At 72.7% G+C, this 15,464-nt stretch carries 20 protein-coding genes; 2 read left to right on the top strand and 18 right to left on the bottom strand.

The window, feature by feature from the left end:
* Positions 1-70 precede the first annotated feature (70 nt).
* The 10 genes from AB0F13_RS16185 to hisI form a co-directional block, all read right to left on the bottom strand.
* Positions 71-853 (bottom strand): thioredoxin domain-containing protein, encoded by a 783-nt coding sequence (locus AB0F13_RS16185; protein ID WP_362081509.1) that lies wholly within the window; start codon positions 851-853, stop codon positions 71-73.
* An 85-nt stretch (positions 854-938) separates the two neighbouring features.
* Positions 939-1,754 (bottom strand): tryptophan synthase subunit alpha, encoded by an 816-nt coding sequence (gene trpA, locus AB0F13_RS16180; RefSeq protein ID WP_362081506.1) that lies wholly within the window; start codon positions 1,752-1,754, stop codon positions 939-941.
* Positions 1,754-2,989 (bottom strand): tryptophan synthase subunit beta, encoded by a 1,236-nt coding sequence (trpB, locus tag AB0F13_RS16175; RefSeq protein WP_362081504.1) that lies wholly within the window; start codon positions 2,987-2,989, stop codon positions 1,754-1,756. Before trpB ends, trpA begins: the two co-directional genes overlap by 1 nt.
* Positions 2,990-3,051: 62 nt before the next feature.
* Positions 3,052-3,258: a hypothetical protein gene (locus AB0F13_RS16170; RefSeq protein ID WP_362081501.1), complete on the bottom strand. Its 207-nt coding sequence runs from the start codon at positions 3,256-3,258 to the stop codon at positions 3,052-3,054.
* Between the two features lie 98 nt (positions 3,259-3,356).
* The gene (gene trpC / locus AB0F13_RS16165; protein WP_362081498.1) at positions 3,357-4,166 is read right to left on the bottom strand and encodes an indole-3-glycerol phosphate synthase TrpC; all 810 of its coding nucleotides are present in this window, start codon (positions 4,164-4,166) and stop codon (positions 3,357-3,359) included.
* Positions 4,167-4,321: 155 nt separating this feature from the next.
* Positions 4,322-4,738 carry a DUF2752 domain-containing protein gene (locus AB0F13_RS16160; RefSeq protein ID WP_362081620.1) on the bottom strand — a complete coding sequence of 139 codons (417 nt, stop codon included), beginning with the start codon at positions 4,736-4,738 and terminating at the stop codon, positions 4,322-4,324.
* Positions 4,739-4,890: 152 nt separating this feature from the next.
* Positions 4,891-5,127 (bottom strand): HGxxPAAW family protein, encoded by a 237-nt coding sequence (locus tag AB0F13_RS16155; RefSeq protein WP_362081495.1) that lies wholly within the window; start codon positions 5,125-5,127, stop codon positions 4,891-4,893.
* Between the two features lie 112 nt (positions 5,128-5,239).
* Positions 5,240-5,896, bottom strand: coding sequence for a TIGR02234 family membrane protein (locus AB0F13_RS16150; RefSeq protein ID WP_362081492.1), 657 nt, complete (start codon positions 5,894-5,896; stop codon positions 5,240-5,242).
* Positions 5,897-6,227: 331 nt separating this feature from the next.
* Positions 6,228-7,784 carry an anthranilate synthase component I gene (locus tag AB0F13_RS16145; RefSeq protein WP_362081487.1) on the bottom strand — a complete coding sequence of 519 codons (1,557 nt, stop codon included), beginning with the start codon at positions 7,782-7,784 and terminating at the stop codon, positions 6,228-6,230.
* 11 nt (positions 7,785-7,795) lie between these two features.
* A complete protein-coding gene (gene hisI / locus AB0F13_RS16140; protein ID WP_362081484.1) occupies positions 7,796-8,179 on the bottom strand; it encodes a phosphoribosyl-AMP cyclohydrolase in 384 nt (127 codons plus the stop codon).
* 115 nt (positions 8,180-8,294) lie between these two features.
* Here hisI and AB0F13_RS16135 point away from each other — a divergent pair, with 115 nt between their 5' ends.
* Together AB0F13_RS16135 and AB0F13_RS16130 are read left to right on the top strand one after the other, a co-directional pair.
* On the top strand, positions 8,295-8,927 hold the full coding sequence (locus tag AB0F13_RS16135) for a TIGR03085 family metal-binding protein (RefSeq protein WP_362081480.1): 633 nt from the start codon (positions 8,295-8,297) through the stop codon (positions 8,925-8,927).
* A gap of 48 nt (positions 8,928-8,975) precedes the next feature.
* Positions 8,976-9,515: a DoxX family membrane protein gene (locus AB0F13_RS16130; RefSeq protein WP_362081477.1), complete on the top strand. Its 540-nt coding sequence runs from the start codon at positions 8,976-8,978 to the stop codon at positions 9,513-9,515.
* 158 nt (positions 9,516-9,673) lie between these two features.
* Here AB0F13_RS16130 and hisF read toward each other — a convergent pair whose 3' ends face one another.
* From hisF to hisD, 8 genes are read right to left on the bottom strand one after another with little or no spacing between them, the layout of a single operon-like run.
* Positions 9,674-10,429 carry an imidazole glycerol phosphate synthase subunit HisF gene (gene hisF, locus AB0F13_RS16125; RefSeq protein ID WP_362081474.1) on the bottom strand — a complete coding sequence of 252 codons (756 nt, stop codon included), beginning with the start codon at positions 10,427-10,429 and terminating at the stop codon, positions 9,674-9,676.
* Positions 10,426-10,830: a RidA family protein gene (locus AB0F13_RS16120; protein WP_362081471.1), complete on the bottom strand. Its 405-nt coding sequence runs from the start codon at positions 10,828-10,830 to the stop codon at positions 10,426-10,428. Before AB0F13_RS16120 ends, hisF begins: the two co-directional genes overlap by 4 nt.
* Positions 10,827-11,561, bottom strand: coding sequence for a bifunctional 1-(5-phosphoribosyl)-5-((5-phosphoribosylamino)methylideneamino)imidazole-4-carboxamide isomerase/phosphoribosylanthranilate isomerase PriA (gene priA / locus AB0F13_RS16115; protein WP_362081467.1), 735 nt, complete (start codon positions 11,559-11,561; stop codon positions 10,827-10,829). Before priA ends, AB0F13_RS16120 begins: the two co-directional genes overlap by 4 nt.
* Positions 11,561-12,205, bottom strand: coding sequence for an imidazole glycerol phosphate synthase subunit HisH (gene hisH / locus AB0F13_RS16110; RefSeq protein WP_362081464.1), 645 nt, complete (start codon positions 12,203-12,205; stop codon positions 11,561-11,563). Before hisH ends, priA begins: the two co-directional genes overlap by 1 nt.
* The gene (locus AB0F13_RS16105; RefSeq protein ID WP_362081461.1) at positions 12,202-12,369 is read right to left on the bottom strand and encodes a hypothetical protein; all 168 of its coding nucleotides are present in this window, start codon (positions 12,367-12,369) and stop codon (positions 12,202-12,204) included. Before AB0F13_RS16105 ends, hisH begins: the two co-directional genes overlap by 4 nt.
* Positions 12,366-12,959 carry an imidazoleglycerol-phosphate dehydratase HisB gene (gene hisB, locus AB0F13_RS16100; protein ID WP_362081458.1) on the bottom strand — a complete coding sequence of 198 codons (594 nt, stop codon included), beginning with the start codon at positions 12,957-12,959 and terminating at the stop codon, positions 12,366-12,368. The genes AB0F13_RS16105 and hisB overlap by 4 nt, the downstream gene beginning before the upstream one ends.
* Positions 12,956-14,062: a histidinol-phosphate transaminase gene (locus tag AB0F13_RS16095; RefSeq protein WP_362081455.1), complete on the bottom strand. Its 1,107-nt coding sequence runs from the start codon at positions 14,060-14,062 to the stop codon at positions 12,956-12,958. The genes hisB and AB0F13_RS16095 overlap by 4 nt, the downstream gene beginning before the upstream one ends.
* Positions 14,059-15,384: a histidinol dehydrogenase gene (gene hisD / locus AB0F13_RS16090; protein WP_362081452.1), complete on the bottom strand. Its 1,326-nt coding sequence runs from the start codon at positions 15,382-15,384 to the stop codon at positions 14,059-14,061. Before hisD ends, AB0F13_RS16095 begins: the two co-directional genes overlap by 4 nt.
* Positions 15,385-15,464 lie beyond the last annotated feature (80 nt).

Raw genomic sequence — 15,464 nt, 5'->3', positions numbered from 1 at the left:
CTGCCTCATGGCAAATGCTGACACTTCATCCGCTGTCAGCAACGGCGGGATCAAGCCATCTCCTTCACCCCTACTTCTGCGCCTCCGCCACCAGTTGCCGGAACTTCTCCGGCGTCAGCGGCTTCGTCGGGTCGCCGTAGAGGCTCTTGCCGTTGAGGAGGACCGTGGGGGTGCCGCGGAGGCCTGAGGTGCTGAAGTTGTCCTGCGACTTCTGGACCCAGCTGTCGTGGGTGCCGTCGTTGACGCACTTCTCGAAGGCGGGGGACTTCAGGCCGTCTACCTTGCCGGCGAGTTCCAGGAGGCGGGACTTCTTGCCGTAGGCGTCGTCGGTCTCCGGAGGCTGGTTCTTGTAGAGCTCGTCGTGGTAGGCGGCGAACTTTCCGGCGTCCTGGGCGCAGGCCGCGGCGTTGGCGCCGTTGAGGGAGCCGGAGCCGCGGAGGTTTTTGTCGATGAGGGCGACCAGGTGGTACTCGGCCTTCAGCCGGCCCTTGCCCTCCAAGTCGTTGATCGTCTCGCGGAAGCCGTTCTCGAACTGGCTGCAGGCCGGGCAGCGGAAGTCCTCGTAGACGACGAGGGTGGCCTTGGCGGCGGGGTTGCCGACCGGGATGGCGAGGTTGTCCTTGCCGATGGCGCCCTGCGGAGCGACGAGCGGGCCGGACTGCTGCTTGTTGTCCTTGCCCTGCCGGGAGCCGGCCACCAGGGCCGCGACCCCGGCGCCCACGCCGAGGACCGCCACCACCACGACGCCCGCGATCAGGGTCCGCCTGCGCTTGGCGCGGGACTCCTCCTGCTGGCGCTGTTCCTGCAGCCGCTCACGGGCGCTGCGCTTACCGTCGCTGTTCTTCTGGCTCACGTCCGGGTACAACGAACCGGGGGTACGCCCATGCGCGCCCCCGGTCCGCGTTTCCTTCAAACGAGGTACGTGACCATCGGAAGGGTTACGCGCGCCTGCGCACGCCTTCCGCCAGCTCGCCCGCGAGGGCGCGGACCGCGGTCAGGCCGCTCTCCAGATCCGGGGCGTCCAGCAGGCGCTTGACGAAGGCGGAGCCGACGATGACACCGTCGGCGAACTGGGCGACCTCCTCGGCCTGCCGGGCGTTGGAGACGCCGAGGCCGACGCAGACCGGCAGTTCGGTGACCGCACGGGTGCGGCGCACGAGCTCCTGGGCCTCCTGGCCGACCGACTCCCGCGTTCCCGTCACGCCCATCAGGGAGGCGGCGTAGACGAAGCCGCTGCCCGCCGCGGTGATCTTGGCGAGCCGTTCGTCGCGGCTGCTCGGCGCCACGACGAACACCGTGGCCAGCCCGTGCTGTTCGGCGGCCTTGCGCCAGACCTCGGACTCCTCGACCGGGAGGTCGGGCAGGATGCAGCCCGCTCCCCCGGCGGCGGCGAGGTCGGCGGCGAACCGCTCCACGCCATAGGCGTCGACGGGGTTCCAGTACGTCATGCACAGCACGGGCGCGCCCGTCAGCTCATGCGCTTCCTTCACCGTACGGATCACGTCGGTGATCTTGATGCCGCCGCGCAGGGCGATGTCGTCCGCGGTCTGGATGACGGGGCCGTCCAGGACCGGGTCGCTGTGCGGCAGGCCGACCTCGACGACGTCACAGCCGCCGTCGAGCATCGCGGTGATGGCCCGTACGCCGTCGTCGACGGTGGGGAAGCCGGCCGGGAGGTAACCGACCAGCGCGGCGCGGTTCTCGGACTTCGCCGCGGCCAGGACCGAGCTCAGCAGTTCGATGTTGCCCGCCATTACCGGTCCCCCGCCTCGTACAGCCCGAAGTAGCGGGCCGCCGTGTCCATGTCCTTGTCGCCGCGTCCGGAGAGGTTCACCAGGATCAGGCCGTCCTTGCCGAGCTCGCGGCCCAGCTCCAGGGCGCCGGCGAGCGCGTGGGCGCTCTCGATGGCCGGGATGATGCCCTCGGTGCGGGAGAGCAGGCGCAGCGCCTGCATGGCGTCGTCGTCGGTGACGGCGCGGTACTCGGCGCGGCCGGTGTCCTTGAGGTACGAGTGCTCGGGGCCGATGCCGGGGTAGTCCAGGCCCGCCGAGATGGAGTACGGCTCGGTGATCTGGCCGTCCTCGTCCTGCAGGACGTAACTGCGCGAGCCGTGCAGGATGCCGGGGGTGCCGGCGGTGAGCGTGGCCGCGTGCTCGCCGGACGCCACGCCGTGGCCGCCCGGTTCACAGCCGACCAGGCGGACGCCGGTGTCCGGCAGGAAGGCGTGGAAGAGGCCGATGGCGTTGGAGCCGCCGCCGACGCAGGCCACGGCGGCGTCCGGGAGGCGGCCGGCCCGCTCCAGGATCTGGCGGCGGGCCTCGACGCCGATGACGCGGTGGAAGTCGCGGACCAGTGCCGGGAAGGGGTGCGGGCCGGCGACCGTGCCGAAGAGGTAGTGGGTGCGGTCGACGTTGGCGACCCAGTCGCGGAACGCCTCGTTGATGGCGTCCTTGAGCGTGCGGCTGCCGGACTTCACGGCGACGACCTCGGCGCCGAGCATCCGCATGCGGGCGACGTTCAGGGCCTGCCGCTCGGTGTCGACCTCGCCCATGTAGACGGTGCATTCGAGGCCGAAGAGGGCGCACGCCGTCGCGGTCGCCACGCCGTGCTGGCCGGCGCCGGTCTCGGCGATGACGCGGGTCTTGCCCATGCGCTTGGTCAGCAGGGCCTGGCCCAGCACGTTGTTGATCTTGTGGGAGCCGGTGTGGTTGAGGTCCTCGCGCTTGAGGAACACCCGGGCGCCGCCTGCGTGTTCGGCGAAGCGGCGCACCTCGGTGAGGGCGCTGGGCCGGCCGGTGTAGTTGACCATGAGCTCGTTGAGCTCGGCGGCGAAGGCGGGGTCCGCCTTGGCCTTCTCGTACTCGGCGGCGACCTCGTCGACGGCGGCGACGAGGGCCTCGGGGATGAACTTGCCGCCGAACGCGCCGAAGTAGCCTTCGGCGCTGGGGATCCGGCCTTCGGGGTCGGGAACGAAGAAGTCAGAGGACACTGACGTACTCCTATGAAGGTGTGGGCGGGCGCACAGGCGCCGCACCCGGTGATGGCGAACGGCTACAGCGGAGCTGCTCCGCGCCATCGCATCCCGTTGATCTGCCCCGGCTCGCAGCCGATGTGATACCGCACGCGGCGCCCGAGGACGCGCCGTGCGGGCGCACGGCAGCCACGCGGCCGGCAGCCGCGGGCGAGCCGTGCGTACGGGTCCTGGGCCGCCGGGCCGGCCGCTTGCCCCGTCGCCGGACCGGCGACGGAAGCGGCCATGAGGGCAGCGGCCGCCCGCCCGGCCGTGGGCATGCCGACGGGGGCCGGGCGTCGGCCCGGCACCGTACGGCAGGCGCGGCGGCGGTTCATCCGGGTTGTCAGCCCCGCCCGTGCCGCAGGGCCGGGTGCGCCCCGGCCGCGACCAGGTCGGAGACGGCGCCCTTGGGGTCGCGGCCGGTGACCAGGGACTCGCCCACCAGCACGGCGTCGGCGCCGTCGTTGGCGTAGGCGATGAGGTCGTGCGGGCCGCGCACGCCGGACTCGGCGATCTTGACGATGCCGTCCGGGATCTCGGGGGCGACGCGGGCGAAGGTGTCGCGGTCGACCTCGAGGGTCTTGAGGTTGCGGGCGTTGACGCCGATGATCCGGGCGCCGGCGTCCACCGCGCGCTGGACCTCCTCCTCGTCGTGCACCTCGACCAGAGGCGTGAGCCCGATGGACTCGGCCCGCTCGATGAGGGAGACGAGGGCCTCCTGCTCCAGCGCGGCGACGATCAGCAGGGCCAGGTCGGCCCCGTAGGCGCGTGCCTCCCACAGCTGGTAGGCGGTGACGATGAAGTCCTTGCGCAGGATCGGGATGTCGACGCGGGCCCGGACGGCCTCCAGGTCGGCGAGCGAGCCGCCGAAGCGCCGCTGCTCGGTGAGGACGCTGATGACGGCCGCGCCGCCCGCCTCGTAGTCCGCGGCGAGGCCCGCCGGGTCGGCGATGGCCGCGAGGGCGCCCTTGGAGGGGCTCGACCGCTTGACCTCGCAGATCACGCTGACGTTCTCGCCGCGCAGGGCGGCGACTCCGTCCTTGGCCTGCGGGGCCTTGGCCGCGCGCTCCTTGAGCTCGTCGAGGCCGACGCGCGCCTGCCGTTCCGCGAGGTCGGCACGGACTCCGTCGATGATCTCGTCGAGCACACTCACGCGAGCGGCCCCCTTCCGGACTCGGATGGTCTGGGCTGGTGCGGCGGGATATCACCTCACCAGGCACTGCGATGGTACTTGCCGGAGGGCGAAGGTTTCGCATCCGGTTGACGCAGGTTCCGCCAGGTGGACAACCGGCTGGACGCTGGGACCGCTCACGGCGCGAGCGCCGACCCGAACGGCAGATTCCGCACGACGGTGAAGGCGAGAACGAGCCCGGCCAGAGCCCACCAGTGTTTTGCCCGCAAATCGACCGGCATACCCCCGCCTGTCCGTACCGCCTTGATCAGCCACAGCACCCAGAGCACGGCGAAGGCGGCGTACCCGGCGAGGGCCAGGGCGTTCGCGCCGAGGGCGGCGGCGAGGTCGCCGTGGGCGAGGGCGTGCAGGCCGCGCAGGCCGCCGCAGCCGGGGCAGTACAGGCCCGTCCAGCGCAGCAGCGGGCAGGCGGGGTAGCGGCCGGGCAGGTTGGGGTCCACCGCGCCCACCCAGGTGACGGCCGCGCCCAGCCCGGCGGCGACGCCGAGCGGCGGCGCGGCCCGGCGCACCGGACCGGCCGGCCCGGCGGCCACCGCGCTGCCTCCGCCGCCTCTGCCGCCTCTGCCGCCTGCTTGTTCCGTCACACTGCCGAGTGTCCGCCGGGAAGCACGAAGGCGCAGCTCAGAGCCTGCGTACGGGCGTCCGTACGGGTCCGGGCCGCGCCTTGGCGCACGGAGGGATCTGTTCAGCCCTGGGCCTGGGCCCCGGCCTGCGTCCGCGCTCCGCGCTTGGGGGCCATGCCCATGCCCATGCCGCGCATGGTCAGGCCGACGACGCCACCGAGGGCGACCACGACCATGCCCGCCCAGAAACCGGCGGGCTTCGCCATCACGACGAACGCACCGGAGATGCAGAAGCCGATGAAGGCGATGGTGACACCGGTCCAGGCGGCCGGGGTGTGTCCGTGGCTGCTACCCGACATGAGTTGACTCCTCGTTGCTGTATCGCGCCGACGGGCGCAGAGATCGCTCGGAGCCATTGTCCCCGACGCTTCGGGCCGGACCGATCTGGGGTGGGCGTGTCCGCCGCCCGGGTCATCCTCCGGAGCCGCCGGTGGGGTCCTCGCCGCGGTCGAGTGCCTTCCACAGCTCCTCGGGGCGGTCCGGGTCGGGGGCGGTCCGGGTGCGGCGCGGTCGGGGGGTGCCGTCACGCTCGTAGCGGCCGGACATGGCGGGCCAGTGGCGGCCGTAGCGCAGGGCGAGCAGCCCGGCGAGGAGGAGCAGGACGCCGCCGGCGACGGCGACCCACGGCCAGGCGGTGTGGCTGACGTTGTCGATGGAGGCCTGCGTGAGACCGGAGGCCTTGGCGGCCTTCTCCTCCAGCGCGGCGGTGTCACCGGCCCCGGTGAGGGCGGCGGCGACGACGCCGGCGCCGCTCAGCGCGAGCAGCGCGGCCACGACCGCGCGCCCGGCGCGGCGCACGGCGAACACGGCGACGAGGGCGGCGAGGGCGACGATGGCCAGGGCGCCGGGCAGGGCGGTGATGTCCTGGCCGGTGGCCTGCTCGGGAACCGAGCTGCCCTGGGCGACGGGGGCGGTGCCCTCGGACCAGGTGCGGCCGCCCGCCAGAAGGACGAGGGCGGCGCCGGCCGCGCCGAGGAGCAGGGCGGTGGCGACGCTGCGCCGGGCGGCGCGCCCGCCGCTCGGTGCGGGCTCGGCTCGGGTGCGGGAGGGAGGTACGGCTGCGCTCACGGTTACCACTATCCCCTGCCGGGAGGTGGTGGCACGGCCGGGGGTCGGGGGCGGGGCTCCGCCGGTGCAGGTCCGGGCGGGTTTCCGGCCCTGCACCGCCCCGCCCCTTCCCGCGCGTCCGGTGTGCGGCTCCGCCGCGTGGCGGGGCCGCAGAGGGCGGCGAGGCACGAGGGCCGGTGGCCTGCTCGGGAACCGAACTGCCCTGGGCGACGGTGTCCGTCTCCGGCGCGTGGCGTGGCCCCGCGGCCGGACCCCGGACCCCGCACCCCGGCCCCCGAGCGCCGGCCGGGCCGGGGAAACCAGCCCGCCCGGGCACGAGAACGGCCGGGCGTCAGGCCCGGTGGGTGAGACGGTTCGCGGTGTGCACGGCGCGCAGCACGGCGGCGGCCTTGTTGCGGCACTCGGCGTCCTCGGCGGCCGGGTCGGAGTCGGCGACGACCCCGGCGCCCGCCTGGACGTAGGCGGTGCCGTCGCGCAGCAGGGCGGTGCGGATGGCGATGGCGGTGTCGGAGTCCCCGGCGAAGTCGAGGTAGCCGACGCAGCCGCCGTACAGGCCGCGGCGGGTGGGCTCCAGCTCCTCGATGATCTGCATGGCGCGCGGCTTGGGGGCGCCGGAGAGAGTGCCGGCGGGGAAGCAGGCGGTGAGCACGTCGAAGGCGGTGCGGTCCGCGGCCAGCCGGCCCGTGACGGTGGAGACGATGTGCATGACGTGGCTGTAGCGCTCGACGGACATGAAGTCGACGACCTCCACGCTGCCGGGCTCGCAGACGCGGCCGAGGTCGTTGCGGCCGAGGTCGACGAGCATCAGGTGCTCGGCGCGCTCCTTGGGGTCGGCCAGGAGCTCCTCGGCGAGCGCGGCGTCCGCCTGCGGGGTGGCGCCGCGCGGACGGGTGCCGGCGATGGGGTGGACCATCGCGTGGCCGTCCTCGACCTTGACCAGCGCCTCGGGGCTGGAGCCGACGACGTCGAAGCCGTCGAAGCGGAACAGGTACATGTACGGGCTCGGGTTCGTCGCCCGCAGCACGCGGTAGACATCCAGGGCCGAGGCCTCGCAGGGCGTCTCGAACCGCTGCGAGGGCACGACCTGGAAGGCCTCGCCCGCGCGGATGCGCTCCTTGATGTCCTCGACGGCCGCCATGTAGTCGGCGCCGCCCCAACGGGCGGTGTACTCCGGCAGTTCGGAGGGGGGCAGGGCGGTCGGATCGGTGGGCGCGGGCCGGTGCAGGTCGGCGGCCATCGCGTCGAGGCGGGCGACGGCGTCGGCGTACGCCTCGTCGACGCCGGTCGCCAGGTCGTTGTGGTTGATCGCGTTGGCGATCAGCAGGACGGTGCCGTTCCAGTGATCGAGGACGGCGAGGTCCGAGGTGAGGAGCATGGTCAGCTCGGGCAGGTCCAGGCCGTCCCGCTCGCCGCCGGGGTGCTCGCCGATCTTCTCCAGGCGGCGGACGATGTCGTAGCCGAGGTATCCCACCATGCCGCCGGTGAAGGGCGGCAGTCCGACGCCCTCCACGAGGTCGCGCGGGGTGTGCAGGGTCTCGACGGTGGCCCGCAGGGCGGCGAGCGGATCGCCCCCGGTGGGGACGCCGACGGGCGGGGTGCCGAGCCAGTGGGTGCGCCCCTCGCGCACGGTGAGGGTGGCGGCGCTGCGAACGCCGATGAAGGAGTAACGGGACCAGGTGCGGCCGTTCTCCGCGGACTCCAGGAGGAACGTGCCCGGCCGCTCGGCGGCGAGCTTGCGGTAGAGGCCTACGGGCGTGTCGCCGTCGGCGAGGAAGCGGCGGGTCACCGGGATGACCCGGCGGTCCCCGGCGAGCTTGCGGAAGGTTCCGGCGTCGGGAGTGACATCCCCGCTGGACCCGGTGGAAGCAGATACAAACGTGGCAGCCATGGCAGCGGAGCCTACTGGCCCAGCGGAAGGCCGCCGGCATCGAAGCAGGTGCGGGTGCCCGTGTGGCACGCCGGGCCGGTCTGGTCGACCTTCACCAGGAGGGTGTCCGCGTCGCAGTCCAGGGCCACGGACTTCACGTGCTGGACGTGCCCGGAGGTGTCGCCCTTGACCCAGTACTCCTGGCGGCTGCGGCTCCAGTACGTGCAGCGGCCGGTGGTCAGGGTGCGGTGGAGCGCCTCGTCGTCCATCCAGCCGAGCATGAGCACCTCGCCGGTGTCGTACTGCTGGGCGATGGCGGGGACCAGGCCGTCGGCGCTGCGCTTGAGGCGGGCGGCGATGGCGGGGTCGAGAGCGGAGCGGGCCGAGGGGCCGGAGGGGCGGGCGTTGCCGGTCATGGCTCCATGATGCCTGGCGGGGGGCGCCGGGCCTGACCGGCGGGCGGAGCGCGGCCATGGCCGGGCGTGGCGCGGCGGCGTGGCCCGGCGGTGGCCCCGGCCGTAGGCTGACGCCATGTCAACTCATGCCCAGCGCGAACGTCTGCTCCTCGCCGACCTGTTGGAGACGGTGGGCCCCAACGCGCCCACCCTCTGCGACGACTGGCGCACCCGCGACCTGGCCGCGCACGTCGTGGTGCGCGAGCGGCGCTCCGACGCGGCCGCCGGCATCGTGTTCAAGCCGCTGGCCGCCCGTCTGGAGCGGGTGCAGGCCGAGTTCGCGGCGAAGCCGTACGAGGAGCTGATCCAGCTCATCCGCACCGGTCCGCCACGCCTGTCCCCGTACGCCCTCAAGCAGGTCGACGAGGCCGCCAACACCGTCGAGTTCTACGTCCACACCGAGGACGTGCGCCGCGCCCAGCCGGAGTGGACGCCGCGGGAGGTGGACCCGGTCTTCGCCGACGCGCTGTGGAGCCGGCTGGAGAGGTCGGCGCGGCTGCTGGGCCGCAGATCGCCGGTGGGCCTGGTGCTGCGCCGGCCCGACGGCCGTACGGCGGTGGCGCACCGGGGCACGCCCGTGGTGACGGTCACCGGGGAGCCCGGGGAGCTGACCCTGTTCGCCTTCGGCCGCCAGGATGCCGCGCGGGTGGAGCTGGAGGGCGAGAAGGACGCGCTGGCGAAGCTGCGGGAGGGGACACTGGGGATCTGAAGGCTCGGGGGCCCGCACCGGGCACGAGCCCGGAGAAAGGTGCCCATCATGGCTTTTCCCGGCAGAACCAACGGTCTCGGCGATCGCACGGGCCCGCTGCCACCGGCCGGCCTCTCGCTGGGGCTCCTCCTGCTGCGCCTCATGCTCGGCATCATCATGACCGGGCACGGCACGCAGAAGCTCTTCGGCTGGTTCGGCGGGCCGGGCATCGACGCGACCGCGAAGTTCTTCGGCGCCGACGGCTATCCGGCACCCAGGACCATGGCCGTCGTCGCCGGGCTCTGCGAGACGCTGGGCGGCCTGGGGCTCGCGCTCGGGCTGCTGACGCCGCTGGCGGCCGCGGCGGTGCTGGGCGTGATGATCAATGCGCTCGGGGTGACGTGGGACGGTGGATTCTTCCTGCCCAAGGGCGTGGAATTCACCCTTTTGGTCGCCTTGGCGGCGACGGCTCTCGCGCTGACCGGGCCGGGGCGGTATTCGGTGGACCGGCATCTGCCGGGGCTGCGGCGGAACCGGCCGGCGTACGGGGTGGGGGCGATCGTGCTGGCGCTGGTGGCGGGGGCGGTGATCCTGCTGATCCGCACGTAGGGTCCGGGGGCCCTGCGGGCGGCTTTCCCCTCCCCGCCCCTTCCCGGAACCGGGGGCTCCGCCCCCGGACCCCCGGGTCCTCAAGCGCCGGACGGGCTGGCTGTGCTCGTGTCCTCAAGCGCCGGACGGGCTGGATTTTCAGCCCGTCCGGCTCGGCCCTAGCGCACCGGGTGGCCCGCCTCGCGCAGGCTGTGCTTGACCTCCGGGATGCGCAGGTCACCGAAGTGGAAGACCGACGCCGCCAGCACCGCGTCCGCGCCCGCGTCCACCGCCGGGGCGAAGTCCGCGAGCTTGCCGGCGCCGCCGCTGGCGATGACGGGGACGGTGACATGACGGCGCACGGCCATGATCATCTCGGTGTCGTAGCCGTTCCGGGTGCCGTCGGCGTCCATGGAGTTCAGCAGGATCTCGCCGGCGCCCAGCTCCGCCGCGCGGTGGGCCCACTCCACGGCGTCCAGGCCCGTACCGCGGCGGCCGCCGTGCGTGGTGACCTCGAAGGACCCGGACGGGGTCCGCCGCGCGTCCACGGAGAGCACCAGGACCTGGCGGCCGAACCGCTCCGCGATCTCCTTGATCAGTTCGGGCCGCTCGATCGCGGCGGTGTTGACGCCGACCTTGTCGGCGCCCGCGCGCAGCAGCTTGTCGACGTCGTCGGCGGTGCGCACACCGCCGCCCACGGTCAGCGGGATGAAGACCTGCTCGGCCGTGCGGCGCACCACGTCGTAAGTGGTCTCGCGGTTGCCGGAGGAGGCGGTGATGTCGAGGAAGGTCAGCTCGTCGGCGCCCTCCCGGCCGTAGACGGCGGCCATCTCGACGGGGTCGCCGGCATCGCGCAGGTTCTGGAAATTGACGCCCTTGACGACGCGGCCGTTGTCCACGTCCAGGCAGGGGATGACTCGGACGGCGAGGGTCACGCCGGTTCTCCTTGGAAGGCTTCTACTTCTACTTCCACCAGGACACGCGAGTCGACGAACCCGGAGACCACGACGAGGGTCGCCACCGGGCGGATCGCGTCGAAGAGCTCCTTGTGGGCGCGGCCGACCGCGTCCACGTCCCGCGCGTGGGTGATGTACATCCGGGTGCGCACCACGGACCCGGGCCCGAGGCCGAAGCGCTCGAGCGCGTCGAGCGCGTTGCCGAAGGCGGCCAGCGTCTGCTCGTAGGGGTCGCCTTCGCCCTGCAGGACGCCACCGGACAGCGGCATCGTCCCGGCGACGAGCACCCGGTCCCCCACTGCCACGGCACGTGCGAAGCCGATCGACTCCTCCCAGGAGCTGTCTGTCTGCACGCGCCGCGGAGCTGGGGATTCGGTCATACGGACACTGCCTCCAGGGCCTCTTCCAGGGTGAACGCCTTGGCGTAGAGGGCCTTGCCGACGATAGCGCCTTCGACTCCCTCCGGTACCAGGGTCGCAAGTGCGCGCAGATCGTCAAGAGAGGAGACGCCGCCGGAGGCGACGACCGGCTTGTCGGTGGCCGCGCAGACGTTCTTCAGCAGCTGCAGGTTGGGGCCCTGCAGCGTGCCGTCCTTGGCGATGTCGGTGACGACGTAGCGGGCGCAGCCCTCGGAGTCCAGGCGGGCGAGGGTCTCGTAGAGGTCGCCGCCGTCGCGGGTCCAGCCGCGGCCGCGCAGGGTGGTGCCGCGGACGTCCAGGCCGACCGCGATGCGGTCGCCGTGCTCGGCGATGACCTTGGCGACCCACTCGGGGGTCTCCAGGGCGGCGGTGCCGAGGTTGACGCGGGTGCAGCCGGTGGCGAGGGCGGCGGCGAGCGAGGCGTCGTCGCGGATGCCGCCGGACAGCTCGACCTTGATGTCCATCGAGCGGACGACCTCGGCGACCTGCGCGCGGTTGTCGCCGGTGCCGAAGGCCGCGTCGAGGTCGACCAGATGCAGCCACTCGGCGCCGGACCGCTGCCATGCCTGGGCGGCGGCCATCGGGTCACCGTAGGACGTCTCCGAACCGGACTCGCCATGGACGAGGCGGACGGCCTGGCCGTCGCGGACGTCGACGGCGGGGAGGAGCTCGAGCGTGGGCCGGTCGGTCATCAGAGGGTCTCGATCCAGTTGGTCAGCAGCTGGGCACCGGCGTCGCCGGACTTCTCGGGGTGGAACTGGGTGGCCCACAGCGGGCCGTTCTCCACGGCGGCGACGAAGGGCTCGCCGTGCGTGGCCCAGGTGACCCGCGGGGCACGGATGTTGGCGTTGGTGACTTCCAGGCTCCACTCGCGCACCGCGTAGGAGTGCACGAAGTAGTAGCGGGTGTCCGCGTCGAGGCCCGCGAAGAGGCGGGAGCCCTCGGCCGGGGTGACGGTGTTCCAGCCCATGTGGGGGACGACGGGGGCCTTGAGCGGCTCGACCACCCCGGGCCACTCGTCGAGGCCCTCGGTCTCGACGCCGTGCTCGATGCCGCGCTCGAAGAGGATCTGCATGCCGACGCAGATGCCCATGACCGGGCGGCCGCCGGACAGCCGCCGGCCGACGATCCAGTCGCCGCGCACGGCGCGCAGCCCCTCCATGCAGGCGGCGAACGCGCCGACGCCGGGGACGAGCAGCCCGTCGGCGTTCATGGCGCGGTCGTAGTCACGGGTGATCTCGACGTCCGCGCCGACGTGGGCCAGGGCCCGCTCGGCGGAGCGGACGTTGCCGAAGCCGTAGTCGAGGACGACGACCTTCTTGCCGGGGGCGCTCATGACCACAGCCCTTGGACGCGCATCACACCGGCGGTCAGGCACATGGCGGCGCCGATGCCGAGCAGCACGAGCAGGCTCTTGGGCATGCCCTGCTTGACGAAGGAGATGACGCCACCGAGGAGGAACAGCCCGACGACGATCAGGATGGTCGACAGACCGTTCACAGCGCACCCTTGGTCGACGGAAGAATTCCAGCGGCGCGCACATCGCGCTCGCAGGCGTAGCGCAGGGCGCGGGCGAGGGCCTTGAACTGGCACTCCACGATGTGGTGGGCGTTGCGCCCGTACGGGACGTGGACGTGCAGGGCGATCTGCGCCTGCGCGACGAAGGACTCCAGGATGTGCCGGGTCATCGTCGTGTCGTAGGTGCCGATCATCGGCGCCATGTTCTCGGGCTCGCTGTGCACGAGGTACGGGCGGCCGGAGAGGTCGACCGTGACCTGGGCGAGGGACTCGTCCAGGGGAACGGTGCAGTTGCCGAAGCGGTAGATGCCCACCTTGTCGCCGAGGGCCTGCCGGAAGGCGGCGCCGAGGGCGAGGGCGGTGTCCTCGATGGTGTGGTGGGTGTCGATGTGCAGGTCGCCGTCGGTCTTGACGGTGAGGTCGAAGAGGCCGTGGCGGCCGAGCTGGTCGAGCATGTGGTCGTAGAAACCGACCCCGGTCGACACATCGACCTGTCCGGTCCCGTCGAGATCGATCTCGACGAGCACCGAGGTCTCCTTGGTGGTGCGCTCTATGCGCCCGACGCGGTTCATGAGTTGCTCTCCTTGCGAATGGCCCGTACCGCGTCCAGGAACGCGTCGTTCTCCTCCGGCGTGCCCGCGGTGACCCGCAGCCACCCCGGTACGTCGTTGTCCCGTACCAGGACACCCTGGCCGAGAAGCGCCTGCCAGGCGGTGTGGCTGTCCTCGAAGCGACCGAACTGCACGAAGTTGGCGTCCGAGTCGGTCACCTCGCAGCCGATGGCGCGCAGCTCGGTGACGATGCGGTCGCGCTCGGCCTTGAGCTGTTCGACGTAGCCGAGCAGCGTGTCCGTGTGCTCCAGCGCGGCCAGTGCCGTGGCCTGGGTGACGGCCGAGAGGTGGTAGGGCAGGCGCACCAGCTGCACGGCGTCGACCACGGCGGGGTGCGCGGCGAGGTAGCCCAGGCGCAGCCCGGCCGCGCCGAAGGCCTTCGACATGGTGCGGGAGACGACGAGGTGGGCGCGGCCCTCGATGAGGGGCAGCAGCGAGGGCCGGTGGCTGAACTCGCCGTACGCCTCGTCGATCACCACCATCGACGGTCCCGCCGCCTGCGCGGCCTCGTAGAGCCGCAGGACGGTCTCCGCATCCACCGCCGTGCCCGTGGGGTTGTTGGGCGAGCAGATGAACACGACGTCCGGCCGGTGCTCGGCGATGGCCCGCTCGGCGGCCTCGACGTCGATGGTGAAGTCCTCGCGGCGCGGGCCGGGGATCCAGCCGGTGCCGGTGCCGCGCGAGATGAGGGCGTGCATCGAGTACGAGGGCTCGAAGCCGATGGCCGTGCGGCCCGGGCCGCCGAAGGTCTGCAGCAGCTGCTGGATGACCTCGTTGGAGCCGTTGGCGGCCCAGACCTGGGCCATGGTGACCTCGTGCCCGGCGGTGCGGGTGAGGTACGCGGCCAGCTCGGTGCGGAGCTCGGCCGCGTCCCGGTCGGGGTAGCGGTTGAGGTGCCGGGCGGCCTCGGCGACGCGTTCGGCGATGCGGGCGACGAGGGGCTCGGGCAGGGGGTAGGGGTTCTCGTTGGTGTTCAGGCGTACGGGCACGTCGAGCTGGGGGGCGCCGTACGGGGACTTGCCACGCAGTTCGTCCCGGATGGGGAGGTCGTCAATACCGGTCACTGGCCTCGCGGAACCTTCCAGTCGAAGCGCGCCTTGACGGCCGCGCCGTGCGCGGGCAGGTCCTCCGCCTCGGCGAGCGTCACCACGTGCGCGGCGATCTCGGCGAGGGCGTCGCGGGTGTAGTCCACGATGTGGATGCCGCGCAGGAAGGACTGCACCGAGAGCCCGGAGGAGTGGCAGGCGCAGCCGCCGGTGGGCAGCACGTGGTTGGAGCCCGCCGCGTAGTCGCCGAGCGAGACCGGGGCGTACGGGCCGACGAAGATCGCGCCGGCGTTGCGCACCCGCGCGGCGACCTCGGCGGCGTTCTCGGTCTGGATCTCCAGGTGCTCGGCGGCGTAGGCGTTGACGACGGCGAGGCCCTGCTCGATGCCGTCGACGAGCACGATGCCGGACTGGCGCCCGCTCAGGGCGGGCAGGATGCGGTCCTCGATGTGCTTGGTGGCCGCCACCTGGGTGGCCAGTTCCTTCTCGACCGCTTCCGCGAGCTCCTCGGAGTCGGTGACGAGCACCGAGGCGGCCAGCGGGTCGTGTTCGGCCTGGCTGATGAGGTCGGCGGCGACGTGCGCCGGGTCGGCGGTGTGGTCGGCGAGGACGGCGATCTCGGTGGGGCCGGCCTCGGCGTCGATGCCGATGCGGCCCTTCAGCAGCCGCTTGGCGGCGGCGACCCAGATGTTGCCGGGTCCGGTGACCATGGTGGCCGGACGGCACTCGTCCGTGCCGTACGCGAACATGGCGACGGCCTGGGCCCCGCCCGCGGCGTACACCTCGTCGACGCCCAGCAGGGCGCAGGCCGCCAGGATGGTGGGGTGCGGCAGGCCGCCGAAGCCGGCCTGGGGCGGCGAGGCCACGGCCATGGAGCCTACGCCGGCCTCCTGGGCCGGCACCACGTTCATGATCACGGACGAGGGGTAGACGGACCGCCCGCCGGGCACGTACAGCCCGACGCGGTCGACGGGCACCCAGCGCTCGGTGACCGTGCCGCCGGGCACGACCTGGACGGTGTGGTCGGTGCGGCGCTGTTCGCGGTGGACGAGCCGGGCGCGGCGGATGGACTCCTCCAGCGCGGCCCGCACGGCCGGGTCCAGCTCCTCCAGAGCGCGGGTGATCGCCTCGACGGGCACCCGGACGCGCTCGATCCGCACGCCGTCGAACCGCTCCGCGTAGTCGATCAGGGCCGCTGTGCCGCGATGATGCACGTCGTCGCAGATGGGCCGCACCTTTTCCAGGGCGGCCGCGACGTCGAGCTCGGCACGGGGCAGCAGGTCGCGGTCGATGCCCTCGGCAGGGAAGGCAGCACCGCGCAGATCGATTCGGGAGATCACGCGATCAATTGTCTCAGACCCGTCCCGCCACACGGCTCCCTGTACCACCCACTGATACGCGCCCCCAAGAGTTGATCTCT

The sequence above is a fragment of the Streptomyces sp. NPDC026206 genome (assembly GCF_040638465.1).
In the GTDB taxonomy this organism is placed as follows: domain Bacteria; phylum Actinomycetota; class Actinomycetes; order Streptomycetales; family Streptomycetaceae; genus Streptomyces.
This window is presented reverse-complemented; position numbering and strand designations above follow the sequence as displayed.